Genomic DNA, 24838 nt, shown 5'->3' on the forward strand with positions numbered 1-24838 from the left:
ATTAACTATGATAACAGCCTGGAGTTTTGCCGCCTTTCTCAGTGTATTTGTGCTTATTGGCCTATCGTCGCTTTTTTTTAATACCCACCAAAGCAAAGATTATTATTTGGCCAGCAACACCATTAAACCGTGGTTGGTGGGTTTGTCGGCTGTGGCGACCAACAACAGCGGTTATATGTTTATAGGTGTAATTGGTTACACCTATACTGTTGGGTTGTCGGCGTTTTGGGTCATGGTAGGCTGGATTTTTGGTGATTATATCGCCTCGCATTTTGTTCATCGAAAATTGCGCGCCATGACTGAAAAGACCGGCGAAGTAAGTTATCTCGGCGTGTTGGCAAATTGGAACGGAGCATTGCTCCCCGGCTACCAAAAATTCGCCGCACTAATCTGCCTACTACTTCTTACTGCCTACGCCGCAGCCCAGTTATTGGCTGGCAGCAAGGCGTTACATGTCTTATTTGATTGGCCAACGTGGGCTGGCGCGGTGTGTGGTACGGTGCTGGTAGCCGCCTACTGTCTTGCGGGTGGTATTCGCGCATCTATCTGGACTGACGCAGCCCAGTCAGTAGTGATGATTAGCGCAATGGCAATACTTATGTGGGTGGCAGTTGCAAACCTCGGCGGTGTCTCTGCAACCCTTACGGCTTTAAAAGACGTACCAAACTACATGGACTGGTTCCCGGAAGATCTCGCCTTTCCCGGTGTGCCGGGTGCATTTTTGTTTGCTTTGGGATGGCTTTTTGCCGGCCTATCAGTGGTCGGTCAACCTCATGTTATGGTGAGGTTTATGGCCCTAAGTAGCGGCGATGATATGAACCGTGCGAGGGTGTGGTATTACCTGTGGTTTACCGCCTTTTATTTGATGGCCACGACGGTAGGCTTGCTGTCGCGTCTGTATCTGCCTGAAGTCGGCAGCTTCGACGCCGAGCTAGCACTGCCAACCATGGCGCAAACATTATTGCCTCCGGTATTGGTCGGCTTAATTCTTGCCGGTATTTTTGCCGCGACATTATCCACAGCCGACTCACTAATACTTAGCTCTTCTGCGGCATTCACCCATGATCTAGTACCTAAAAATATAGAGCGCCCATTTCTGATCAAAGCCTCTACCCTTGGTATCTGCATTTTGGCCTTGGGCTGGGCACTGCTTAGCGCTCAGAGTGTATTTGCGATGGTGGTAATGGCATGGTCGGGTTTAGCTAGCGCCTTCGTTCCTATGTTAGTCGTGCTGATTTTTGGCGGCCGGCCAAGTCAGGGAGTAGCCATCGCTATGAGCTGCGTAGGTATTACCACCGCCCTAGTATGGCGCTATTTTGATCTACACAATATGGTTTACGAAGGCTTACCGGGGATTATTGCCGGGGTCTCGGTGTACTGGCTGGCTAAACCATTTACAAATAGCAGCAAAGAGCCAGCACACTAGAAAATGACGTTTGTTGTTTTCGCTTAATTTAAAATACGCATAAGCGTATCGATATGGTGCTCCATATATTCTGTACTGCTGGGTTCAACACCGAGAATACGCTCTGTAATAGGCGCTACATTTACTAAGTAAATTAATGCGCCGGAGAGGATGTGGAGTAGATCCATGGAGTCTACCTTGGGTAATAGGCCCCGGTGTTGAGCCAGTTCTATCATGGCCCTGCCTTCGATAAAATCTGTGCCGAGAAACTCCTCAACCAGCCAGTCTAGTCGCGGGCCGGGCATGGACGATTCTTGGAACATAATTTTTACCCACTCCGGATTGTCGAAGGTAAATTGCAGAATACGCCGGCACAAATCCCGAATCATTTCCGATTTATCATCAGAATTTTTTCTTTGCAGAGAGATATCTTCAATATAGCGGGGCAAGGCATTGTTTCGCTGACGCCACACATAGGCAACGGCCTCCTTCCACAAAACCTCCTTGTTATCAAAATGGTACTGCACAAAGGTCTTTTGCTCTCCTGCCTGCTCAGCAACGATAGAAAATGAGGTGCCATCAAAGCCCATTTGCCCAAAAAGCTTGGCGGCAGCTTGAAGCACATTTTCTCGCCGTTGATTCGATTTGCTTGCTGGTTTCTTGGTATTCATAAGGCCTAATTTATTTACCCTTCTCTTATGGCGCGTGATTATAAGGTCTAACGCTAGCGCAACTTAGCATTTGGCTTGACATTACAGCAAAACTATATGATCGTATAGTTTGTTTGATAAAGTCTACCTTGCTCATAAAAAGGTGTAGACGCTCATATAACTATAAAAGCAATAAGACGGAATGATGGAATGCATAGCGTGACGCCAGAGATACATTTCCTAGAGGAGTTAGGAGTTAATCAAGCGCGCCTTCACGCCGCTGGTGGAAAGGCCGCTGGGCTCAGTCAACTGATGGGCTGGGGCCTTAAGGTGCCGGTGGGGTTTGTGATTTTAAATGCTCAGCGCGGTGAACATCCCGCAGAGCTCGCCGATTACTACCGGCAACTAGGTGCTGGACAGGTAGCGGTACGTTCATCTGCGTTTGGCGAAGATGGCGTTGAAAGCTCATTTGCGGGCCAGTACGAAAGTATCCTTAATGTCAGTGGTTTAGACGAATTAAAAGACGCTATAGATCGCTGTGTCGATTCCTTGACTAGTCAGCGCGCCAGTTCATATCAGCGAGACAAGCATATTCAAAGTAGCCAAATGAATGTTGTGGTTCAGAATATGGTCGACGCCAGCTTTGCCGGCGTTATGTTTACGGTTGATCCTGTATCCGGGCGCCATGACAGGCAAGTTATTGACGCTGTCGCCGGTCTAGGGGAGGCCTTGGTCAGTGGCGAAGCGACGCCTGATCATTATGAGCTAGATGGTGAGGGTAAGATCGTTCATTCCGACTTGCTTGGTGATGCCCCGATGTTGTCGCCACAACAGTGCTCGGCGCTTTTCAGCGATGCCAAAAAGGCAGTGCAAGAGGCGGGCGCGCCCTTGGATTTAGAGTGGGCTATTGATAAGGCAGGAGAACTGTTTTGGCTCCAAGCACGGCCAATTACCACTATTGGTTCTGACTTGAATGAATTAGATACGCCATTAAAACCTGGTGATGTGCTTACCCGTTGCAACGTGGGTGAAATGATGCCGGGTGCAAGTTGCCCCTTAACCTTTTCAACGACAGGTCGTTGTATTGAAAACGGCATGCAACACATGCATGTGAGTTACGCGGGGCGACCGGCTGTGAATGAGGAATGGACTCAAGTCGCAATGAGTCACGGCAAACTCTTTCTTAACCTAAGTGGTTCCATCGCCGCGGCGGCAAATGTGTTAGGCGTAGACGCAAAGTCGATGGGCTATAGCTTGTGTGGTGGTGTCGTCGAGGAGTTAAAGGAGCCAAAGAAAAGTTACTGGTGGATACGTTTGCTGGGCACCATGAGAATGCTCAAATATTTATATACAGTAGATGACATTATTGAAAAATTTGAAAAAAGGGCAAGTCACTTCTCTTTGCCCGTGACCGGCACAAGTCACGAGATCGCTAGTGCTTTAGATCAAGCCTTACCTTTTTATTCGGAGGCGATGGCTGTTCATTTGCAATCATCAACCACCTCGGGTTTTGCATCTAATATATTGCAGGGAATGATTTCCGGGGGCCAAGAGAGTACGGCAGTAGAGCAAGCTGAGGCCGCCAGTTTAATGGCGGGCGCCAATGATGTGGAGAGCGCAGTGCTGGTAGAGCAGCTTGATGCCATCGTTGCGAAAATTGCAGAAAATAAAGAAGAAGCGAAACAATTTATAAATGCGACGCCTGCCGATGCAGTAACTTACTTGTACAGCGCTGACTCAAAAATTAGCGCAGACTTTAATGACTTTCTTAAACGGCATGGTCATCGTGGTTACCGCGAGCTTTGCATGCGCGAGGCAAGCTGGGCCGATGCACCAGAAACGCTAATTGCCACCATGCAGGCTTCGGTAAAAGGCCAGCTTGGCGGTGCGAGAAAAGTCACGAAGCCCCATCAGGTTGATCCCAATAATTTAAGTCGCGGGCTGCGTTGGATTTTGCCAAAAGCACATAATGCTATTCGTCGCCGGGAAAAAACAAAATCCTTGTTGGTGGATATTGCCAATCGCTTTAAGCGTAGTTATCGAGCTTTGGGCGAGCAGTTATTCAGCGAAGGAAAGTTAAGCGATGCGGATCAAGTCTTCTTTTTTACTCATAGAGAATTAATTGACTTTGTCGATGGCAAGGTCGATCTGGGTTTATGGCAAAGTAAAACAAAAGCACGTCGAACCGCATTGTACTTCCAAGACAAATTGAAATTTGACGAAATATGTGTAGGAAAACCGGTCCCTATTGACCCGCGCATACACGTGAACCATGAAGGAAAAATTACTGGACGCCCGGTTTCCTCAGGCAGTGTGGTGGGAATAGCTCGGGTAGCTTTTAGTGTGGATGAGGCCGCCGGATTAAACCCAGGTGAAATACTTGTTGCGCCAATTACTGACGTTGGCTGGACGCCGTATTTTAGTCTAATCGCAGGGTTGGTGACCGATGTCGGCAGCTCGGTATCTCATGGTGCAGTGATTGCCAGAGAGTACGGATTACCCGCCATTGTTAATACTCGCGTTGCCACTCAACAAATTAAGACCGGCGACAAGATACACCTCGACGCTGATACTGGCGTAGTGACAATTTTACAAACTTTTGATTCTCTTAATAACAATCTCTGAAAAGCGCAAATGACTATGATTGACGAAAAGACTCTCACCCAGTTTGGCATAAAATTAGAAGATGAGTTTCCCCATGTCTTTAGTGAAGACCATGAAGACTGGAATGAATCCTATTTTTTCGATTGGTATGATCGTGAGGGGCACAATGCCGGTCACTGCCGTATTGCTTGGCACCCAGTTCAGAAGCGTGTGCTTTTTTGGTTGTATATATTTAACGGCTCGGAATGGATGATTATTGAAGAGTATCGCCTGCCATTTTCAGAGCTTAAGTTAAATGCCGATAAGTCGGTGTTCTCTTATTCAGGCTGGGGCCTAGCGTTCGACTACGTAGCCACTGCCGCGCTCAATGCCGGTAAATTAACGGTGTCTGGATTTGCCCGCGTGGTATCGGGCCACCGACAGGGACTGGTATTGCCTGTGAGTCTGAACTTGGCATTTCAGGCGCTTGGTCCCGCACATTCACGGGGTGCTGGCACCGTAGAAAATCACAGCGCTGAAGGCTTCAGTACTAATCGGTATGAGCAGCCAATTGCCGCGGAGCTGCAATTAGCGATTGACGCAGATAAATACCTTATCGGTGTGCGCGGTGAGCGTGATCATTCCTGGGGACCGAGGCCTTGGGATATGGAGTGGCAATTTTTTGTGGTTAATAGCGAACATTTCAGTCTTCAGTCTACGGTAGTGAATATACCCGACTGGCCGACCATTCAAATGGGATACTATCAAGCGACAGAGAAAGAGATGGAGCATCTCAGCAAGGTTGAGTTCGATTTGGTATTTGATGCGGCTGATCCGACGAAGGCGGTGCAGGGCAGCTTTAGTTTAGTTTGTGATAGCGGAAGACAAATAAGTGGGCGCATAGAAACAATTAGCGGAATGGAAATTGATATTACTCACACCTTCGCGACACCGAAGCGCACAGAGTATCGCCGTTCACTTGTGCGTTGCTTCATCGAGGGTGAAGACGCGGTGATTGGCTGGTTGGAATGTAATCGCCAAATTTAAAAAACTAAAAAATAATTAGGTAATTAAATGAAAATTGACGGACCCTTTTATGCGCAAATGAGTGGCGCAGCCGACGAGGCAAAGCGTTTGGCTGCGATAGGCTACGACGGTGTTTATTCCCTGGAGGGAAGTTGGGACCCCTTCTTTCCACTGGCCCTCGCCTCGGAACACGAACCGAGCCTCGATATTGCCACGGGTATTGCGGTAGCCTTCCCGCGCAACCCATCGCATATCGCCTATCAGGCTTGGGATTTACAGACTTTCTCGAAGGGGAAGTTTAGTCTTGGCATAGGCTCGCAAATAAAACCGCATATTGAAAAGCGTTTCGGTTTGGAATTTAACCCCGCGGCGGCAAGAATGCGGGAGTATATTCTCGCTGTAAAAGCGTTCTTCGACTGTTGGCAAAACGGGTCTACATTGGATTTTCAGGGTAAGTTTTATCGCCATACTCTAATGACACCGATGTTCAACCCCGGCCCAAACCCTTATGGTGTTCCGCCAATTTTATTAGGTGCGCTGGGCCCAAAGATGACCGAAGTGGCGGGCGAAGTAGCAGACGGTTTGATTGTCCATCCATTCAATAGTATGCCGTTTCTTGAAAATCACGCGCTCCCCGCTGTTCGGCGGGGCCTTGAAAAATCGGGTCGTGGTTTTGATGATTTTACCTTGCAAGTGAACGCCATCATTATTACCGGCGAAACCGAAGCCGAATATCTGGCAGCGGAGAAAAGTGTAAAGGGCTTGCTGGGTTTCTACGCGTCAACACCAGCGTATATCCCGCCTATGGACGCTGTGGGGCTGGGTGATTTACAGCCGATTATGAATCGGCTGTCGAAAGAAGGTAAATGGGATGAGCTCGGTAGCTACGTTAATGATGAGTTTGTCGACGCGTTTTGTACTAGAGGTAAGCCTGAAGAAATTGCTGGTAAGCTAAAAGCTAAATATGGCGCTTACGCAGATAGATTAGCGATTTACGCCCCTTATGCTGCACCGGATGAGATGTGGAAAAAAATTATAAGTGAGCTGAAATCGTCGTAATTCACAATGAATTAGCAATTGTCGGTATACACTCACAATGTTAAACCGAACTGAGTTTTGGCTGTTATGAAAAAATGGATTTATGCAGCGTTGGCGGTGCTCGCACTGTATCAAGTTTATCTACGGAACCCCCAGCTAGGCGAGCACGTTCAGGCCTTTTTACCAGTAGCGTCAGAGCCTAGGTCCCAGGGTGTTAGTGATGAAGTTGGCGGCGAACAACAATTAGCCGATGCGTTTAATCGCCAGCTTAGCGATGTTCAAGTGAGTGGTAGTGGGCAAGTTATTAAGGTCTTGGCAGACGATACCAAGGGAAGCCGGCATCAGAAGTTCATTCTTAAACTCACTTCCGGGCAAACGTTATTGGTTGCGCATAATATCGATATAGCGCCGCGTATCGAAGGTTTACAAGCCGGCGATAAAGTTAAATTTTATGGTGAGTACGAATGGAATAAGCTGGGTGGCGTACTGCATTGGACACACCATGATCCAGCAGCACGACACGTCGGCGGCTGGTTAGAACACCGTGGTCGACGTTATCAGTAGCGCTCAACCTTCTAGTGCCTTCCAAAGCCCCAGTGCACTTATCAATAGCAGCGTTATGCCCAATACTCTAAAGAAGATGGGTGTTTCTGCTTTCAGCATTTTTGCGTGAAAGCGCAGGCCGATAAAGTGGCCGATCGCGGCGCAGGGTAATAGCCACAGATGGTGAATCATTTGCAGGCTAACATCGGCATAGATAAATGCCGCTAGCTTTATACTCACTAAAATAAACCACAGAGCAAACAAGGTATCGCGCAGTCGTTCGCGGGCAACATGCTGGGCGGCCACTGCGATAATTAAGGGCGCGCCAATTAATGAGGTGCCGCTGATATAACCACCGGCCATTAGGAATATGGCATCGACAAACTTGTTATTACTCTTAAAGGGTTTGTTGAAAATGTAGGTCACCGCGTACACCGACACGATCACGAAAATGATCATGCTTAGCACGTCGGCGGGCATGGTAATCAAACCAAACACACCGAGTAGTTTTGGCACGATCATGATTGCCAACATATATCTTAGGTAGGGCCAATCGACCGTACTTTTGTGAGCGCGAGTGGCGGTTTCTGATTTACGGTTGTTCAAGACCAGCGTGATGGACGAGAAGAATAATAACTGCACGGAAATCAGCGGTAGAAAGACCAGCGGCTGGTTGTATACCAGTAGTAAAAAGGGCAGTGATAGAACCGCGCCGCCAAAGCCGAGACCGGAACGGACAAAGCCGCTCCAGACAAAGATCAAGCCGATCAGTAGGTACTGATATAGTTGAAGGTCAGACATTGGTATCCGGTGACATTGTGTAAACGTGTGGCGGGAATTGCTGGTGCAAATTGTAAGGTGCTAGCCATTCCGTTGCTAGGGTCTGTTGCTGTAATCTGGATAATTTCGGCAGCCGATCGCTGCTCTCCAAGCTATATTTTGTGTTTATCGTCATCGCCTATAGCTAAAACCAACAAAGGGCGTACTCTGACAGACATCACTACTAGCGTGGTGGTGTTTTGTATTGCCGGTGAGATGTCTATGTGGCGTCCACGCCCCACTGAATGGAGTTCAGTTTATGAGTAAAGAACAAAAAAGTAATAAAGAAACCAAGAAAAAGCCCTTGTTAACGCAAAAGGAGAAGAAGCTAGCCAAAAAAGACAAGGCTAGTACTACAAAAAGTTCACCGTTCAATTGATATCCCAAAACTCACAGGTGCGTAGCAGCCAATGCCTCGCACCTGATGCCTCGTACTTACACTCAGTAACACCTACTTCCTAAACCTTTATTAACCATGATTTAAGCGATGACTTCCGCGAGTGTCCGCTAAGATACGCGGCTGCCTTTAATGACTAGCTAGGTTAATATTGGCTGCATTCAATAATAGATCGATGTGGTTTTGGCGATGACGACGGCGCTGCTAAATCAGCAAATTGAGGATGTGTATCGAAAGGAGTCGCGTCGTGTATTGGCGACACTCCTACGTTTACTCGGCGACTTTCAATTAGCGGAAGAGGCTCTGCAAGATGCATTCACTGTGGCTTTAAAACAGTGGCCTAGCGACGGCGTACCAGCAAATCCTCGGGCCTGGTTGGTGTCTACCGGGCGATTTAAAGCGATTGATGGACTGCGGCGGCAGTCGCGCTTTGTGCACGGTGTCGACGAGCTTGCCGACCAGTTGGAGGCGGACACCCCCGATTTTGTCGCCTTTGCTGATGATGATATCGAAGATGATCGTCTGCGCCTTATTTTCACCTGCTGCCATCCCGCCCTTGCCGAAGACAGTCGTGTTGCTCTGACGCTGCGCGAAGTCTGTGGACTGACGACGGAAGAAATCGCCAGCGCGTTTCTCAGTCGGCCAAGCACCATTGCCCAGCGCATTGTCCGCGCCAAGGCAAAAATTCGCGACGCGAATATCCCCTATCAAATACCCAGTGCGGCGGAATTACCGGAGCGTATAAACGCGGTGCTGCAGGTGCTCTACCTAATGTATAACGAGGGCTATTCGGCGTCGTCGGGGGAAAATGTCACGCGGGCTGATCTTTCCGCAGAGGCGATTCGCTTGGCGGAGTTAGTGCTAGATTTAAATAGTGATAGCACTGCTGACACGGAAATAGCAGGGCTGCTCGCACTCATGTTATTGCAGGAGTCCCGCCGCGCTGCTCGCAGTGACGCGCAGGGTGAATTGGTGCTGATGGCGGATCAGGATCGCCGTCTCTGGAACCGCGATTTCATCGAAAAGGGTCTGGCCTTGGTGCGCCGCGCACTTGGCGATGGTCGCTATGGCCCCTATTCTATTCAGGCCGCTATAGCGGCGATTCACGCCGAGTCTAGCTCGCCGGACACCACCGATTGGCACGAGATTGTGGGTTTGTATGAGGTGCTGTTAAGGGTGAATGCCAATCCGGTTATTGCCTTGAACCGTGCGGTTGCTGTTGGCATGCGAGACGGCGCTGCCGCTGGGGCACGGGCAGTGGATGAGATATACGATAGCGGTGTGTTGGCGGACTACCACCTCTTGCACGCCGCACGGGCCGATTTTCAGCGCCAGCTTGGGCTGCATCAGGCCGCTCTGACGGCCTATGAAACGGCGATTGGCTATGCCCAGCAGCTACCGGAAATTCGGTTTTTAGAAAAACGTATCGCCGAGATGCGGGCAAAATTAGCGAGATAATTTGGCGGCCCGTGTCGATTTAAGGTCTCCCTATTCGACTAGGATAAACAGCAAGCTTTTAGAGGGTGAAGAAAATGAAGTACTTATGTTTAGTCTATGGCGACGAAGCCAAAATGGCGGAAATGAATGATGCCGAGTGTATGTCCTGTGTTGGGGGGCTCATAGACAGCGGTCATTTCATTGCCGGCGAAGCGCTGCAGCCTGTAGAGACTGCCACTACCCTGCGCATTCGCAATGGCAAAGTCTCCTATACCGATGGCCCCTTCGCCGAAACCAAGGAACAGCTAGCGGGGTTTTATCTACTGGAAGCCCGCGACCTTAACGAGGCGCTGGATAAGGCGGCGAAAATTCCGCCCGCCCGTATCGGTTCAATTGAAGTTCGGCCAATACGTGAGTTACAGCCAGATTAAGCCAGCTCGGTTTTGCTGTGAAGCTCGCCCAAGAGCTGATCTTTGTGCGTCCACAACTCCGACACCCACTGCTGAAACTCGGCCCTAAATTGTTGATCGCTCATATAATCACGGCTTAAAAAGCGCGGTGGAATGGTTTGTCTTTCTACGCGAACCACCACTTTGCTTATTTGGCCAGACAAGAAGTGCCAAAAACTGCGGTCGTCGCTAGGGTAGTGAATCGTAATATTTAAGAGGGTGTGCAATTGCTCGCCCATGGCGCCCAGTACAAAGGCGGCACCGCCAGCCTTGGGTTTGAGCAAATACCGGTAAGGTGACTCCTGTTGCGCTTGTTTCTCAGGGGTAAAGCGCGTGCCCTCCATGAAATTAAATACCGTGACGGGGGTGTATTTAAATTTTTCGCAGGCTTTGCGGGTCGTCTCTAAATCCTTGCCTTTTAAGGCCGGATTTTTCTCTATCTCCGCCGGCGAGTAACGTTTCATAAATGGAAAGTCCAGAGCCCACCACGCCAGACCAATCACCGGCACCCATATAAGTTGCTGTTTAAGAAAGAACTTGAGCATGGGGATTTTGCGGAAAAGGGCTTTCTGAGCAACCAGAATATCCGCCCACGACTGGTGATTACAGGTGACGAAATACCAGTCTTTTGGATCGAGTCCGTCTGTCCCTTCGATATCCCATTCAATGTTATTTACAACTTCAAGCAGCAGATTGTTAAAACCCACCCATAAATTAGCAATCTCAATGGAGATGATTGTGAACCAGCGCCGAGTCGCTGTTAGCGGAATAAGCAGTTTAAGAAGCGCTGCAAGTAATAAAAATGGGACTAAGATTAAAGTGGAACAAATGATCAGCAGCATAATCAGGCCGCCGCGTAAGCACTGGGAGAGAAATGTCAGCATAGTTTCAGGTCTGTAACTATTTATGATGTTGGCCATTGTAATGCCAATACTGGGTGCGAGTAAAAACTTTGCCGCATGCCTGATACCGGACAGATGTGAGGAATAAATATAATTAGGTAGAAAAATAATTCCCACCACCTGTCGAATTAACGCAGTGGGCTTCGACTATAGGTGAATATTGTTAAATGTGGAGTGATTTATGAAATGCATTGTGTTGATGAAAGCGAGCGCAAGTAGCGAAGCAGGAGAGATGCCAAGTGAGCAATTACTCACCGACATGGGCGCCTTTAATCAAGAGTTGGTAGAGGCCGGCATTATGTTGAGTGGTGAAGGATTACATCCGACTAGTGCGGGGGTTCGTGTCCACTTTGGCGACGGTGAACCCCGCGCAGAGCGCGGCCCCTTCTTGAAAGGCACGGAGCTGATAGCTGGGTTTTGGATGTGGCAGGTCGCATCGATGGAAGAGGCGATAGCCTGGGCTAAGCGAATTCCCAATACCGACGGCGAACATGGCAATGTTGAAATTCGCCCGGTATTTGAGGCAGAGGATTTTGGTGAAGAATTTACCCCCGAGCTGCAGCAACAAGAGGCGCGCTTGCGTGACGCCATGCAGCAACAGCAACAATAATTTGAGTAAATCTAAGGACCTTAACTATGAAAATTAATCCCTATTTGAATTTTGCCGGTAACTGTCGGCAGGCCTTTGAATTTTACGCTGCGTGCTTGGGGCTTGAGCCCGTAATTATGGCCGTGGCGGAAACGCCTGCCGCTGAGCACTTTCCCGCAGATAGCCAGCATCATGTCATGCACGCCCAAATTGATAACGGCAATGGCTTGACCCTAATGGGCTGCGACGCACCTGCAGAAATGTACGAGCGACCTGCGGGTACGAGTGTGGCCATTCAGGCCGACACTGTCGCTGAGGCTGAGCGCGTGTTTGCGGCGCTGTCAGAGGGGGGCAGTATCACTATGCCAATAGCAGAAACTTTTTGGTCGCAGCGTTTTGGCGCTTTTGTCGATCAGTTTGGCATTTCGTGGATGGTAAATGGACCCGCGCCCATCGGTGCAGAATCTGATTGCGCTTAACACCTTAGGAGACAGAGCGATGAATTACGTTGATGGATTTGTATTGCCGGTGCCAGAGAAAAACCTTGATGCCTACTTTGAAATAGCCAGAAAAGCAGGTGAAATCTGGAAGGAGCTAGGAGCCTTAGAGTATATTGAATGTGTGGCGGACGATGTAAAAACCGGCGTGCACACCTCCTTTCCGCAAAGCGTAAAGTTAGAGGAAGGTGAAGTGGTGGTGTTTTCTTATATTGTGTATGCCTCGCGGGAAGACCGTGATCGCATTAACGACGCAGTGATGAAAGACCCGCGCATAGAAGCCATGATGGGGCCAGATGCAATGCCCTTTGATGGCAAGCGTATGATCTTCGGCGGTTTCAAAACGCGGGTGGCGATGTAGCCGACCGTATTTCCTTTTGCACAAGATGGTAAAGCTTGATAGCTTCAAGTTGTTTTGTTGTCTATGCGGAAGGTGATCAATGCCGTTTAGCGTCAATATCGGTCATCAACATTATGTGTTTGCTGATCTAAAAACCTTGCTCGCCAAGGCTACACCGGCACGCTCCGGTGATAGCCTTGCGGGCATCGCCGCTACTAGTAATGAAGAGCGGGTAGCGGCGCAATATACCTTGGCTGATTTACCTCTGCGCCATTTTCTCAACGATGTTGTTATTCCCTACGAAGACGACGAAGTCACTCGACTCATCATAGATAGCCACAGTGCGCAGGCTTTTCAGCTGGTGTCCCATCTTACCGTTGGTGGTTTTCGCGACTGGCTCTTGTCGGATGTCGCAACGACTGAATCACTGCGCGGCCTGGCGCCAGGCTTAACGCCGGAAATGGTCGCGGCGGTGAGCAAATTAATGCGGGTGCAAGATCTGATTCTGGTCGCCAAAAAATGCGAAGTGATTACCCGATTTCGCAATACCATTGGCTTGGCCAATCACTTTTCGACACGGCTGCAACCCAACCATCCCAGTGATGATGCTGCCGGCATTGCCGCAAGTATTGTTGATGGCCTGTTATACGCCAGTGGCGATGCAGTCATTGGGATTAATCCCGCTTCAGACAATACCCAAACCGTCACGCGTCTTTTGCATTTATTAGATGACGTCATTACACGCTTTGACATACCGACCCAATCTTGCGTGCTCACCCACGTCACCACCACGCTGGAATTAATCAATCGGGGGGCGCCCGTTGATCTGGTCTTTCAATCGATTGCGGGCAGCCAGGCAGCGAATACTAGCTTTGGTGTGAACTTGGCGATATTGGCGGAAGCCCAATCTGCCGCTCACGCATTACAGCGTGGCACCGTTGGCAATAATGTGATGTATTTTGAAACCGGCCAAGGTAGCGCGCTGTCGGCCAATGCCCATTGCGGTGTTGATCAGCAAACCCTCGAAGTCCGCGCCTATGCGGTTGCTCGCGCGTTCTCGCCGCTGTTGGTAAATACCGTGGTCGGTTTTATTGGCCCAGAATATTTATACAACGGTAAGCAAATTATTCGCGCCGGCCTAGAGGATCATTTTTGTGGCAAATTACTTGGCCTGCCTATGGGCTGCGATATCTGCTATACCAATCATGCCGAAGCTGATCAAGACGATATGGATATGCTGCTCACCCAGTTTGCAGCGGCCGGCGGCAGTTTTATCATGGGTATTCCCGGTGCCGACGACATTATGCTCAATTACCAAACAACCTCTTTTCACGATGCTTTATATATTCGGCGGCTACTAAACTTGCCACCGGCCCCCGAGTTTTTTCAGTGGTTACAGACATCAGAGATTATGGATGAGCGCGGTGTTTTGTTTTCAGGGGCAGCGCTACCGCCGCGCTTCGCCCGAGCATTAGTGCTGCCGGGGGCGTCATGAGCGACACTAAAAAAGATAGTTGGCATGACTTGCAGGCTTACACATCGGCTCGCATCGCCCAGGGCCGAAGCGGTGTTTCACTGCCAATTGCCGCGAATTTAAAGTTCCAGTTAGATCACGCTCGCGCCCGTGACGCGGTGCATACCGCTTTTAATATTCATTCATTTATAGACTCATATTTAGCCGCTTTTCCCAGCGCTGATGCGCCGCTATGTGTGGCGAGTTCGGCTGATAGCCGTGGCCAATATTTGCAGCGGCCAGACTTGGGACGTCAACTACCCGAAGCGCAATGGCAACAATTACGTCAATCGCTGAAGAGCGAGGGTGGCAGCGATATTGCCGTTGTTGTCGCTGACGGGCTATCGTCGGCGGCGGTTCAACGTCACGCCCTGCCCCTGCTTGCCTTGCTGCTTCCCGCTATAGCTAATCAAGGTTTTAGTCTGGCGCCCCTGTGTCTCGCAACGCAGGCGCGGGTCGCTCTGGGTGATGATATTGGCGAGGCCATAAAGGCAAAATTACTTGTTATGTTGATTGGTGAGCGACCGGGTTTGAGTTCGCCAGACAGTCTTGGCATGTATATAACCTATTCGCCGCAGAGAGCTCGCACAGATGCTCAGCGCAACTGTATTTCAAATATACGCGACGGCGGCCATAGTTATCAGCAGGCCTGCGATACCGGGATCTACTTAATAGCGGCAGCAATGGAAAAAGCTCAAACTGGCATCAGCTTGAAAGACGAGTCGATGCTACTAGACAGTCCGACAACTACGGCTATCCCATTTTTAAAACCCAGTGCTTAAGGATAAGCGCACCATAAGGACAAGCCCGTATGGGCGCTAAGACACTTCCCCTTCACAATCAAATTTGCAGAAATAGTGCTGCACACTTGACACATTCTCGGCAATTTTTATTGCCAATAAGTGGCTCTTCTACGCGAGAGTCATGTCTAGGGAAGTTGTAAAGTTGCTTGATTAACTGGGTGCAGAAATGCGTCTCCAGAGATTGCTTGTGAGAGGTGCATTAGTGGAAACCCCAAGAACTCCTGACGGTGAAGATAGGCGCATAGCGGCTTTGCGAGCTCTGGATGTCTTAGATACGCCGATGGAGGAGCGTTTCGACCGCATTACCCGCTTTGCAAGTCAGTTGTTTGACGTCCCAATCGCTTTGGTAAGTTTAATAGATCAAGATCGCCAGTGGTTTAAATCTGCTATGGGACTAGATGTCCGAGAGACGTCTCGTGCAATTTCCTTTTGTGGACACACCATACTCACGCGTAAAATTCTTCTTACACCAGATGCTCTAATTGATAGTCGCTTTTCAGATAATCCTTTGGTGCGAGGAGCGCCTTATATTCGCTTCTATGCCGGGTGTCCAATATATGCTGAATGCGGATCAGCGCTGGGAAGTTTGTGCTTGATCGATACCAAACCGCGTGTTCTTTCAGAGACGGATTTACATGCGCTGCGGGATTTAGCGCTAATGGTTGAGCGCGAATTACAAAGGCCAGAGTCGAATATACTGGATGAAAAAACCAGTATCTGTAATCGCAATGGCTTTTCACTTTTGGCTGAAAAGGGCTTAGATCTTTGTGCTCGCCGAATGACTCCAGCATCCATGGTATTTATAGAAATAGATGGGCTCAACGACGACAAGGAAAGTAAAGAGACAGATAGAATACTTTATCAGTTCAGCGAGTATTTGAACTGCCATCTAGATCATTCAGCATTAGTCGCTCGAGTAGAGAAAAATCAGTTTGTTGCGCTTTTAATTGACGCTTCCGCCGCTGCTGCTGAATTGGCGATGATCAATTTCAAGGCGGCTATTGAGGCCTTGCATATCCGTGAAAACTGGAAGTACTTACTTCGGTTTAGTCACGGCGTAGCTGAATTCAATACAAATAAACATCCTACGGTCGACAAGCTAATTACCGATGCCGATATTGCGATGTACGATAATAAAAAGCAAAGGCGTTATGCCGATAGAGCAAACGAAGCTGTAAATTAATTGTTATTCTAAGCATGACATTTTCATACGAACTATCATCGTTACGCCCGTGATATCCGCGCGATATTAAACTTAATTTTACTAATTGCGTCTCTAAAATTTATTGGCTTTGCAATATGATCGCTCATGCCCGCTTCAAGACAGGCGTCGATATCAGTGGGAAAGACATTCGCCGTCATTGCCAGTATCGGTACGCGATCGTACTGTGGCATGTTGCGAATTATCCGTGTAGTTTCTAAGCCGTTTATGTCGGGCATTTCCATGTCCATCAAAATAAGATCAGGAACTAAGCCATCATTTAATTTTCGAATTGCCGCTTTTCCTCCGCTTACTGCGGTAACCGTGGCGCCACTTTGTTTTAACATTTCAGTGGCGATTACTAGATTTATTTCGGTGTCATCAACCACTAAAATAGTAAGATCTCTAAGTTGAGATACAGAGTTCACTCCCGGTGTGAGCTTCTTTTCCGCTAAATTGCTATCGCCAATATCCTCCAGCAAGCTGCAAATTTGTTTGGGCGTAGCGGGTAAGCAAATTAGTCCGCGACCATGATCCGAATCCCACGCAGTCACTTCGCCGCTTTTGTGCGGTTTAGTTGCAATTAAGCGCGGCGCTGTTTTGCCTGGCAATAGCAAGGAGATTGTGTACTGAACGGTATCTGATTCAAGCATACCGGCATCAATAATCGCCGCTGAGAAGGTATTTCCCTCCTTAATTTCGACAAGTTCATTAATAAAATCGGCTTCCGAGTGCACTGTGACCACTGTAGCGCCAAAGTCATCGAGCATCTGTTGCAGATTATTACGATACAAACTATTGCTCTGAGCTAGCAAAATTCGATATCCGGATAAACTCATCGAGGTATAAGTTTTATTATCGAACGAGGTATAGGGCAATGAGAGAGAAAATTTAAATACGCTACCTTGGCCAAGCTGGCTATTAACAGATATCTCACCACCCATCATATTGATTAATCGCTGGCTGATTGAAAGACCCAAGCCGCTGCCACCAAACCGTCTACTGGTTGAATCTTCGGCTTGTTGAAAACTAGAAAATATTCTTCCTTGCATCGACTTTTCAATGCCAATGCCGGAATCTTCAACTGAAAATTCTAAAGTGCTATGCGTTAGTGATTTGTCGCATACCTTAACTCGGAGTATGACATGGCCTTCATTGGTGAACTTTATCGCGTTGCTAAGAAGATTCATTAGCACTTGCTTTAGGCGCAAATCGTCGCAGAAAAACAGTCCTGGCAATACAGAGGGTATGTCGAATAGTACGGCTATATTTTTTTCGCGACCGCTGCCAGCAATAATTGCAATCACTTCCTGCATTAGTAAATCTAGGTCTATATTGCGGGGCGCTAAATCTATTTTGTTTGCTTCAATCTTGGAATAATCAAGGATATCGTTTAGCAATAGCAGAAGTGAATTTGCAGCAGTAGCTGCGCGATTGACAAAGTTATTCTGGCGATCATTCAGTTCTGACTGCTGCAGTAGTTGAAGCATACCGAGAACGGCATTTAACGGTGTTCTAATATCGTGGCTCATATTGGCGAGAAAACTCGATTTTGCTGAGCTTGCAGATTCCGCTAATTCCTTGGCTTGGCGCAAGTTTCGCTCTAGCTCAACTTCTGATGTGATGTCGCGATTGAATCCCGCTACTTTAATAATACTGCCATCAACATCTCTTTCTAAAGCACCTCGCGCTTGAATATAGCGGATGTTACCGCTAGGTAGCGATAGACGGAATATCGGGTCATACTCTCCGAGCTCTGCTATCGCGTCGTGTAAACTTTTTTCTGCTGCCTCTACGTCTTCAGGATGTACCCGTGAACGCCAATGTTCGTAATTCAAGCCATTTTGATTTAATGCTGTGGGCCATTCATACAGCGCAAACATTTTGTCATTCCAGTCAAGGGAATTGTCTTCAAGCGTCCACGTCCACACCCCTAATTCTGCAACGGTAGTGGCTTGCAAAATCTTACTATTGGACGCTTCAATATCCCTTCTATGCTGGCTTTCCTTTGTGACATCGGTCGCGATGATCAAATAGCCAGAAGGGCTGTTTGCTTCGTTTAACATTGTACTAACAGCGACATTACCGACAAATATGGCATCGCCGTTTTTGCGGAAGCGCCACTCCCTGCGCTCATGGAGTTTTTCGGTGGCGAGATGAGTTAATACGCGAATATCATCATTACTATCGTGTAGGTCGATGCCAAGCTCTTTGCTTCTTAACTCTAGATCCTTTCTTAGAATAAAACTCTGGATAGAAGCCTTGTTTACAACCTCCTCCGAGCTATAGCCTAATAGGTTTTCTGCACCGGCATTAAAAAAGCGAACAACACCATCTAAATGTGTAGTTATAATGGCTACCCCCGAAGCGGAGTCCATTATATTTTGCAGCAAACTATTGAGCTCGGTTAACTCTGAGGTTCTACGTTTAACTTGTTCGTCTAACTTAATATTCAGCGCATTTATCGTTGCTGACTGCGCCTTTTGGACGGTGATATTTTTAACAAGCCAAGAATATCCTGTGGTGTTTGTACCACTAATGACAAAGGGAGATCGGGTAACGGCAACATCTATTGGTGTATCTGTTTTGCAGTACCACAGGGCGTCGTAGCTTATTGCGCTGTTTTCCGCAGTGCTCTCCTCGGATTGGGTGTCCATATTTTGAACACCGCTTTCTTTCACTAATGCAAAGAGCGATGCCCCAATCGCTTCACTGCGGCTAAACCCTAAGTTTTCTGTTGCGCCAAAATTCCAACTGTTAATTACGCCATTTAAGTCGGTACCAATTATGGTGTCGGCTGATGACTCTACGATTTTAGCCAGCTTTTCTTGTTCTTCAATAACTTGCTGCCGTATCTGCCGCTGAGCACTTAAAACGCCTAGTAAGGTGGCTAGTAGAAAGGAAATAATTGCGCCTAGCCCGAGTACTTTAGATCCAGGGAAGAGTGCTAAGCTGTCAATAAATGCGGGTTTAACTAATAGCTCTTGCTGCCATACGCGGCCAAAAACGCGTATGGTGCGTGTGTCTGTTAATTTGGGCTCAGGGGCGCTCTGTTCGCTTTCAAAGAAACGAGTAGGGCTTTCAGCGTCGGTAATATCAAAAAGTTGTAATGTAAAGTATTCCGCTTTTAATCTGAGGTCGGCAAGTACTTCATCCATAAGCAGGGGTGCGTAGCTCCATCCCACAAGATTTGCTATGCGCTGTTCCTCTGTTTCCGGCGTGCTGTAAGACGCATAGGCTGGCATTAAAATAAGAAACGAGCGTTGGGTTTTTCCCGATGCTTGGACAAGGGTTATCGGCCCTGTCAGACGAACTTCGCCAGATTGCATTGAGTCAATAGCGGCAACTCTGCGATTTGTTTCTGATGCGATGTCGAGGCCAACGGCCTCGTGGTTTCTTTCGACAGGCTCAATATACTGAATGACAAAACGATCGTCATCGTTCGTAGAAAGCTGCTTAATCTGAAAATTTGGCCAGCCATCTGCGCGCGCCGCTTCTAAAAAAGTCTGCTCTTGATCGGCGGGAACTCGGCGAATAAAACCAAATCCTCGCGCACCAGGAAACTCGTCTGGCACGTCGCGGGTTGCGCTATAGCGAGTAAACTTGTCTCTATCAATATCTGCGGCTAGCACCACTCCCCGCGCACCACGCAAGCCGTATTGATATAGTTCGACTCGCTCTTCTACGTAGGTCTTACTCGCCTTCGCGTAGCGGGCAACTTCATCGACAATGCGTTGCTTATTATGCTGCGATTGCTCGTAGGCGAGGAATGAAGAAATCGCTAGGCCGCTGACGAATAGTCCCCAGGACGGTATGTGACGAACTATATGATGTAGCGTTTTATTCAATGGTTTTTACTCGACTTATTAGCCACTTTTATTCGCATCTGGTTTTGGCAGCTTATGTATAAACTTCATTCTTATGGAAGCGGTTAGTTATGTCATTGTACAAGCACTTATAATATTAGGCATACAATGACTTTCTCGATACCCTTAGGTATCTATACTTACTTTATTAAAGATTGCTAGCAAAATCTGAGGTCAGATGTTTGCGGCTGTATCAAGAAGAGCTACTGTGCTCACTTGAACTTGGTATAACAAGTACGCGTGATAAGGGAGGACGTATGACAGATGTTCAATATCCTATTTTTGGGACGTGTCAATGTGGCGGCGTGCGTTATCAATTACTATCGCCACCCATAAAGGTGATGGCCTGCCACTGCAAGGAGTGCCAAAAATTATCAACCAGCGCCTTTAGTCTTACCGCGCTAGTGTCGGCTGATTCGGTGGTGTTTGAGGGCGAGCTCAAGCAGTGGGAGCGTCTTGCGGAAAGTGGCAATAAAAACTACGCTAAATTCTGTCCAATCTGCGGGAATCGGATTTACCATTTTAATCCTGATCAGCCGGCCGTTATTAAGTTAAAAGCCGCTAATTTATCCGATACACGAATTTTGCAGCCCGAGGCACATATTTGGGTGAGTCAAAAACAGGATTGGTTTCACATTCCCGATGGGGTGCCTCAGTATGACAAGCAGCCTTGATTGCTTAGCCCGCTTGCTGCAGCCTGCCGTGTTCATATTGTTGATAGCGGCTGTCGCTGCTTGTAGCAATAAACAACTTTATGAAGCCAGTCATCAAAATCGCCTGCAAGAGTGCGAGAAGTTAGTTGCCTCACAGCGTCAATCGTGTCGTGAAGAGTACAGCGAATCTTATGACGAGTATCGGCGTCGCTTAGAAGTGGAAAAGCAGTCGCAGAAGTAAATGTGGGCTTTATAAATATCGGAGGCGGGCCTAGGGTGATGCGACATCATGTCGCATTGCTGAATACTCAAAACTTGATAATATACCCCGCTCTACTCAGAGCTGCGCGTGACCCTTGATCCACACCTCTTTTGCTCTCCATGAGTTTTGCTGCCTTTTGCCGTTTGTGATCGGATAATGTGTTATGTCTAAGAAAACCCCGCGCCGTCCTTCTTCACTTATTGGCTTCTTATTACGCTGGCATCCGCGTCTCGGTGGCGTGGTTGGGCTCGCCATTATTGCTTGGGGGCTAAGCGGCTTAGCGCACCCGATTATCTCCCGTATTCAACCCTCGGCGGCGGCGTATGTCTACAAGCTTGAGCCCTTTTCTAGCGCCGGTGTATTAACTGTTAGCGACGCTGCAGAACGCGCGGGTTTGACCCAGTCGCTAAGTGCTGTGCGTCTTTTGGCTTGGCAGGGCCGGCCATACTACCGCTTACAAACGGCGGCGGACGTGATCTGGTTAGACGCTCGCAGCGGTGCCGTGATTGAGCGTGCCGAGCGAGATTACGCGGAATTTCTCGCCCGGCATTATGTGGGGGATCAAGATAGCGCCGTAAAATCGCTGAGCTTACAAACAGAATTTGATGAGGATTATGTGTTTGTAAACCGCCTGTTGCCGGTGTGGCGGGTTGAGTTTGAGCGCGATGATGGAATGCGGGTGTATGTAGACACCGCCAGCGACCGTCTCGGCACAATTGTAAACAACACCAAGGCAGCAACCAGTGTGTTTTTTCGCAATGTGCATTCGTGGATTTTTATCAAAAACGACAGTCTTCGCCTTAGCCTCATGACGATTTGTCTTGTTGGCGGCGGTATTATTGCGCTTGCGGGAATACTGCAATACTTCCTGCAGTGGCGCGCTGGTCGCGGCTGGCGACAAGGCCGACCGACGCTAAAATTTCATCGTCTACTGGGTGTTAGCGTCGCGTTGACGGCGGTGACCTTTACCGGCAGCGGTTTATATCACTTATGGCAAAAGCAATTTGTACTGCAGTCTGAGATGGTGGCGGCGAAGTACTTTGACGCCGCGCAAATCAATGTGGGGTGGTCCACATTGAATCCAGAGATCGTGCAGGCAGACATGGTTGCGATTGGTAACGAAGCGTATTTTCGAACCTGGTACGGCGGCGTTCTACAGTATAGCAATGCACTAAATGGCAAGATCTTGGTTGATGGTGAGCGCTTACACGCACTAGCCTTGGCGGCGCAATATTTGCCAACAAACGCACCGGTCAAAGCGGTACGCGCGGTAGATTCCTTTAACGACGAATATGGTTTTGTGAATAAACGCCTGCCTGTTGTCGCGGTGGATTATGAGCGAAGTGATCATCTCAGCGTGTATGTTGAGCCCCGCAGTGGCGCCTTGGCCACCGTGGTGAGAGACGCCGATCGCTACGAAGGATTTAGCTTTGCTTTCCTGCACAAATGGAATTTTATCGATGGCCTTGGGCACACCGTGCGAGACATCATTGCGGCCTGCTTTGCGGCTGGCATCGCGGCCACGTTTATACTCGGAATGACGTTGTTTTTGCGCCGCGCAAGGCGGCGGTAATAGCATAGTAGTCAGCAGCCAAAGCGATTCTTGTTAGATCGAGGTAGTGGCATCGGCCTCTGATTTAGTCTCTATTTTGACAATTTGCTCACCAGTTCGGCACAGCGGCCACAATAATTGCTCGGCGACCGTGGTGTCGGGCAAGTTTTCTACACCTATTTCGTCGGGATAGCGGCGGGTTATTTTTGCGCTGCCGAATAGCACATCCCAGAAAAATAATAGATTGCCGTAGTTGCCTTTGTAGTGGGTGACACCGTCTTCCGCGTGTTTACCGTGGTGGGCCGAGTGGGTAGCGGGTGTGGAAATAATGCGTTCTACCACCCACATCAATTGCGATATCACTGGAATCGTATAAAGCTTCTTGTCCCAGCGTACATCAGAGTGAGCCCCGAAAATAACCGCCATTTTTACAACCACATAAACGACGTATACCCAGCCTCCACCGAGATAAACCAATAGTCCAGAGAACCACAGCCCGGGCATTAGCAGGTAATAAAAGAGATTGTTGCGATATACCATACGAATCGACATGTATTCCGCGTTGTGGTGAGGGCGATGCAGCTTGTACAGCCAGGGCACCATATGAGAAAGCCGGTGCCACCAATATTGGCTCAAGTCGTCTAATACTAAAAACAGCCCGAGTACCAGCCACAGGGGTTGCGACACCAGAATGTCTTTGTACTGCGGCATCAGCAGTGCTCCAATAGCCATGCCGCCACCGAAGGCCAGAGGCTTTGTCACAAAAAGAAGACTCAGGGTGCTAACTGCTTCCACAGTGGCATCGCCGCGTTTTTGATTGGGCTTGTGCAAAATCCCGGTGAGTGTGGTCTCGAAAAGCACAAAGCCAAGGAAAATTATCGTGATCATCATTTCGGGTTGCATGGCAAGCCTCGCTATCGCTGTTCTCGTTATTGGTGATATTTGAGCAAGCACAGATTAGCAGCAAGTGCTAAGCTAGAATGCAAACTTTTATACATTTGGGTGCGAATGATTGATTTACTTCAACACGGATCGCCTAGCCTCATCGATCTGATTTCTGATGAGTTATGGCGTCAGCTTCAGGCCATTGGGACAGTTGAGCGCTACCAAGACGGCCAGATGATTCATATGCGTGGCGATGAAAAGCCCGGAATTACGGTGGTGCTTGACGGGCGCGTGATGATTGGCCTGCAGGGTTCGGAAGGCACGTTTCTAACAAGTTCAGTGATGGGTCGCGGTCAGTGCTTTGGGGAGTTCACACTGTTTGCTGGTTTGCCGCGCACACATGATATTAGTGCTATCGGCGAAACCCAGGTGCTGCAAATTAAGGGCAAGCCGTTTTTGGCCTTATTCAATGCGGAGCCGAGTCTGTCCCATGCGCTGCTTACCATCAATGTGTATCGCACCCATGGTTTGCTGGAGTTTCTTGACGACTTACGACGCCTACCATTACCCGTCCACGTCGCCAAGTTCCTACTATCTATGTCTGAATCGGCGAGTAATAAGAAAGAAATTCAATGCAATCAGGAAGTGCTGGCATTTAATTTTGGCGTGTCGCGAATTTCGATTGGCAAGGCGCTAAAAAAGTTAGAAGCGACCGGGCTGATCGAGGTCGGCTACGGTAAGATAGCGATCACTGATCACCCTCAATTGCGGCGTTGGGTAGAGCAGCGCTGCCCGGTTTCTGCGCTACGCGCGTCGCGTGTAAATTCGACATCGCAATGATGCGAATGCCCTGATTTCCCGGTAAAATCAGGCTTGCATACGGCACCTCTCCAACAATTGAAAGCGAGTTCCCTTGGCCAGAAAGACCATAGAATTACCTGACAGGCTTCCATTCAGCACCGAGTATGTGGTGTTGTACTCCGATGTGAATGTGGCTAACCACCTAGCTGCGGACCGCATCCCCGCTATTGCGATAGAAGGCCAGCTGCGTTTTATTATTGCCTTGGGTTACGAGCAAGCCACCGCCTTTGAGGAAGCCGGTCTCATCATGGCGCACTCAGAAATCTCCTACATTTCTGAAACCGACTACGGTGATCGGCTGCGGATTGATGTGGCGGCAGTCAATTTCACGGCCAAAAGTTTTGACTTGGTTTTCCGCTTGTTCAATTTGACTAAGAATATTGAAACTGCGCGACTGCGCAATACCATGCTATTTTTTGATTACGCTAGTAAATCCGTGTGTGAGGTACCGGCCAGCTTTAAAGAAAAAGTGGCCGCAATCTAAGCTTTTGTCACGGATCTTGCGACCAATTGATCTACTTTCTTTTTAAGCTTCGTATGCTACAAATTACGGCTAGCCCTTTTGGC

General features: G+C 48.6%; 23 protein-coding genes. 18 read left to right on the forward strand and 5 right to left on the reverse strand.

Annotation, left to right across the window (positions count from 1 at the left end):
• Positions 1-7 precede the first annotated feature (7 nt).
• On the forward strand, positions 8-1426 hold the full coding sequence (locus KXJ70_RS10035; RefSeq protein ID WP_219043370.1) for a sodium/proline symporter: 1419 nt from the start codon (positions 8-10) through the stop codon (positions 1424-1426).
• A gap of 23 nt (positions 1427-1449) precedes the next feature.
• Here the strand turns inward: KXJ70_RS10035 and KXJ70_RS10040 are convergent, their stop codons facing one another.
• A complete protein-coding gene (locus tag KXJ70_RS10040) occupies positions 1450-2076 on the reverse strand; it encodes a TetR/AcrR family transcriptional regulator (protein WP_219043371.1) in 627 nt (208 codons plus the stop codon).
• 189 nt (positions 2077-2265) lie between these two features.
• On the opposite strand from KXJ70_RS10040, the gene KXJ70_RS10045 reads away from it, so the two are divergent.
• The 4 genes from KXJ70_RS10045 to KXJ70_RS10060 all read left to right on the forward strand — a co-directional run bounded on the left by KXJ70_RS10045 (position 2266) and on the right by KXJ70_RS10060 (position 7266).
• The gene (locus KXJ70_RS10045) at positions 2266-4680 is read left to right on the forward strand and encodes a PEP/pyruvate-binding domain-containing protein (RefSeq protein ID WP_219043372.1); all 2415 of its coding nucleotides are present in this window, start codon (positions 2266-2268) and stop codon (positions 4678-4680) included.
• A 9-nt stretch (positions 4681-4689) separates the two neighbouring features.
• A complete protein-coding gene (locus tag KXJ70_RS10050; RefSeq protein WP_219043373.1) occupies positions 4690-5685 on the forward strand; it encodes a DUF7064 domain-containing protein in 996 nt (331 codons plus the stop codon).
• 27 nt (positions 5686-5712) lie between these two features.
• Positions 5713-6723, forward strand: coding sequence for a TIGR03617 family F420-dependent LLM class oxidoreductase (locus KXJ70_RS10055; protein ID WP_219043374.1), 1011 nt, complete (start codon positions 5713-5715; stop codon positions 6721-6723).
• Positions 6724-6789: 66 nt separating this feature from the next.
• Positions 6790-7266, forward strand: coding sequence for a DUF3465 domain-containing protein (locus KXJ70_RS10060; RefSeq protein ID WP_219043375.1), 477 nt, complete (start codon positions 6790-6792; stop codon positions 7264-7266).
• Between the two features lie 3 nt (positions 7267-7269).
• Here the strand turns inward: KXJ70_RS10060 and KXJ70_RS10065 are convergent, their stop codons facing one another.
• The gene (locus KXJ70_RS10065; RefSeq protein ID WP_219043376.1) at positions 7270-8046 is read right to left on the reverse strand and encodes a sulfite exporter TauE/SafE family protein; all 777 of its coding nucleotides are present in this window, start codon (positions 8044-8046) and stop codon (positions 7270-7272) included.
• Positions 8047-8650: 604 nt separating this feature from the next.
• On the opposite strand from KXJ70_RS10065, the gene KXJ70_RS10070 reads away from it, so the two are divergent.
• Entirely contained in the window at positions 8651-9919 is a 1269-nt protein-coding gene (locus KXJ70_RS10070; RefSeq protein WP_219043377.1) for an RNA polymerase sigma factor, read from the forward strand.
• Positions 9920-9993: 74 nt separating this feature from the next.
• The gene (locus tag KXJ70_RS10075; RefSeq protein ID WP_219043378.1) at positions 9994-10329 is read left to right on the forward strand and encodes a YciI family protein; all 336 of its coding nucleotides are present in this window, start codon (positions 9994-9996) and stop codon (positions 10327-10329) included.
• On the opposite strand, the gene yihG is transcribed toward KXJ70_RS10075, so the two are convergent.
• Positions 10326-11267, reverse strand: a complete 942-nt coding sequence (gene yihG, locus KXJ70_RS10080; RefSeq protein ID WP_369409767.1) for a 1-acylglycerol-3-phosphate O-acyltransferase, YihG family — start codon at positions 11265-11267, stop codon at positions 10326-10328. The two genes, KXJ70_RS10075 and yihG, sit on opposite strands and share 4 nt — an antisense overlap.
• Before the next feature lie 163 nt (positions 11268-11430).
• Between yihG and KXJ70_RS10085 the strand changes: the two genes are divergently transcribed.
• The 6 genes from KXJ70_RS10085 to KXJ70_RS10110 all read left to right on the forward strand — a co-directional run bounded on the left by KXJ70_RS10085 (position 11431) and on the right by KXJ70_RS10110 (position 16174).
• Positions 11431-11859: a YciI family protein gene (locus tag KXJ70_RS10085; protein ID WP_219043380.1), complete on the forward strand. Its 429-nt coding sequence runs from the start codon at positions 11431-11433 to the stop codon at positions 11857-11859.
• A gap of 26 nt (positions 11860-11885) precedes the next feature.
• The gene (locus KXJ70_RS10090) at positions 11886-12317 is read left to right on the forward strand and encodes a VOC family protein (RefSeq protein ID WP_219043381.1); all 432 of its coding nucleotides are present in this window, start codon (positions 11886-11888) and stop codon (positions 12315-12317) included.
• 19 nt (positions 12318-12336) lie between these two features.
• Positions 12337-12696: a DUF1428 domain-containing protein gene (locus KXJ70_RS10095; protein WP_219043382.1), complete on the forward strand. Its 360-nt coding sequence runs from the start codon at positions 12337-12339 to the stop codon at positions 12694-12696.
• Positions 12697-12775: 79 nt separating this feature from the next.
• Entirely contained in the window at positions 12776-14170 is a 1395-nt protein-coding gene (locus KXJ70_RS10100) for an ethanolamine ammonia-lyase subunit EutB (RefSeq protein WP_219043383.1), read from the forward strand.
• Entirely contained in the window at positions 14167-14970 is an 804-nt protein-coding gene (gene eutC / locus KXJ70_RS10105; RefSeq protein ID WP_219043384.1) for an ethanolamine ammonia-lyase subunit EutC, read from the forward strand. Before KXJ70_RS10100 ends, eutC begins: the two co-directional genes overlap by 4 nt.
• A gap of 223 nt (positions 14971-15193) precedes the next feature.
• Entirely contained in the window at positions 15194-16174 is a 981-nt protein-coding gene (locus KXJ70_RS10110; RefSeq protein WP_339675435.1) for a diguanylate cyclase domain-containing protein, read from the forward strand.
• 41 nt (positions 16175-16215) lie between these two features.
• Here KXJ70_RS10110 and KXJ70_RS10115 read toward each other — a convergent pair whose 3' ends face one another.
• The gene (locus KXJ70_RS10115; protein ID WP_219043386.1) at positions 16216-20040 is read right to left on the reverse strand and encodes a CHASE domain-containing protein; all 3825 of its coding nucleotides are present in this window, start codon (positions 20038-20040) and stop codon (positions 16216-16218) included.
• Positions 20041-20315: 275 nt separating this feature from the next.
• Between KXJ70_RS10115 and KXJ70_RS10120 the strand changes: the two genes are divergently transcribed.
• The 3 genes from KXJ70_RS10120 (at position 20316) to KXJ70_RS10130 (ending at position 22546) form a co-directional block, all read left to right on the forward strand.
• Positions 20316-20732, forward strand: a complete 417-nt coding sequence (locus KXJ70_RS10120; RefSeq protein WP_219043387.1) for a GFA family protein — start codon at positions 20316-20318, stop codon at positions 20730-20732.
• Positions 20716-20952 (forward strand): hypothetical protein, encoded by a 237-nt coding sequence (locus KXJ70_RS10125; protein ID WP_219043388.1) that lies wholly within the window; start codon positions 20716-20718, stop codon positions 20950-20952. The genes KXJ70_RS10120 and KXJ70_RS10125 overlap by 17 nt, the downstream gene beginning before the upstream one ends.
• A 184-nt stretch (positions 20953-21136) precedes the next feature.
• Positions 21137-22546 carry a PepSY domain-containing protein gene (locus KXJ70_RS10130; RefSeq protein WP_219043389.1) on the forward strand — a complete coding sequence of 470 codons (1410 nt, stop codon included), beginning with the start codon at positions 21137-21139 and terminating at the stop codon, positions 22544-22546.
• A gap of 33 nt (positions 22547-22579) precedes the next feature.
• Here the strand turns inward: KXJ70_RS10130 and KXJ70_RS10135 are convergent, their stop codons facing one another.
• A complete protein-coding gene (locus KXJ70_RS10135) occupies positions 22580-23416 on the reverse strand; it encodes a sterol desaturase family protein (protein ID WP_219043390.1) in 837 nt (278 codons plus the stop codon).
• 117 nt (positions 23417-23533) lie between these two features.
• Between KXJ70_RS10135 and KXJ70_RS10140 the strand changes: the two genes are divergently transcribed.
• Complete coding sequence (locus KXJ70_RS10140) at positions 23534-24250, forward strand: Crp/Fnr family transcriptional regulator (protein WP_219043391.1); 717 nt, start codon at positions 23534-23536, stop codon at positions 24248-24250.
• A 73-nt stretch (positions 24251-24323) separates the two neighbouring features.
• Positions 24324-24755, forward strand: a complete 432-nt coding sequence (locus KXJ70_RS10145; protein WP_219043392.1) for a thioesterase family protein — start codon at positions 24324-24326, stop codon at positions 24753-24755.
• Positions 24756-24838: the final 83 nt, after the last annotated feature.

The organism is Zhongshania aquimaris (genome assembly GCF_019312595.1).
In the GTDB taxonomy this organism is placed as follows: Bacteria; Pseudomonadota; Gammaproteobacteria; order Pseudomonadales; family Spongiibacteraceae; genus Spongiibacter; species Spongiibacter aquimaris.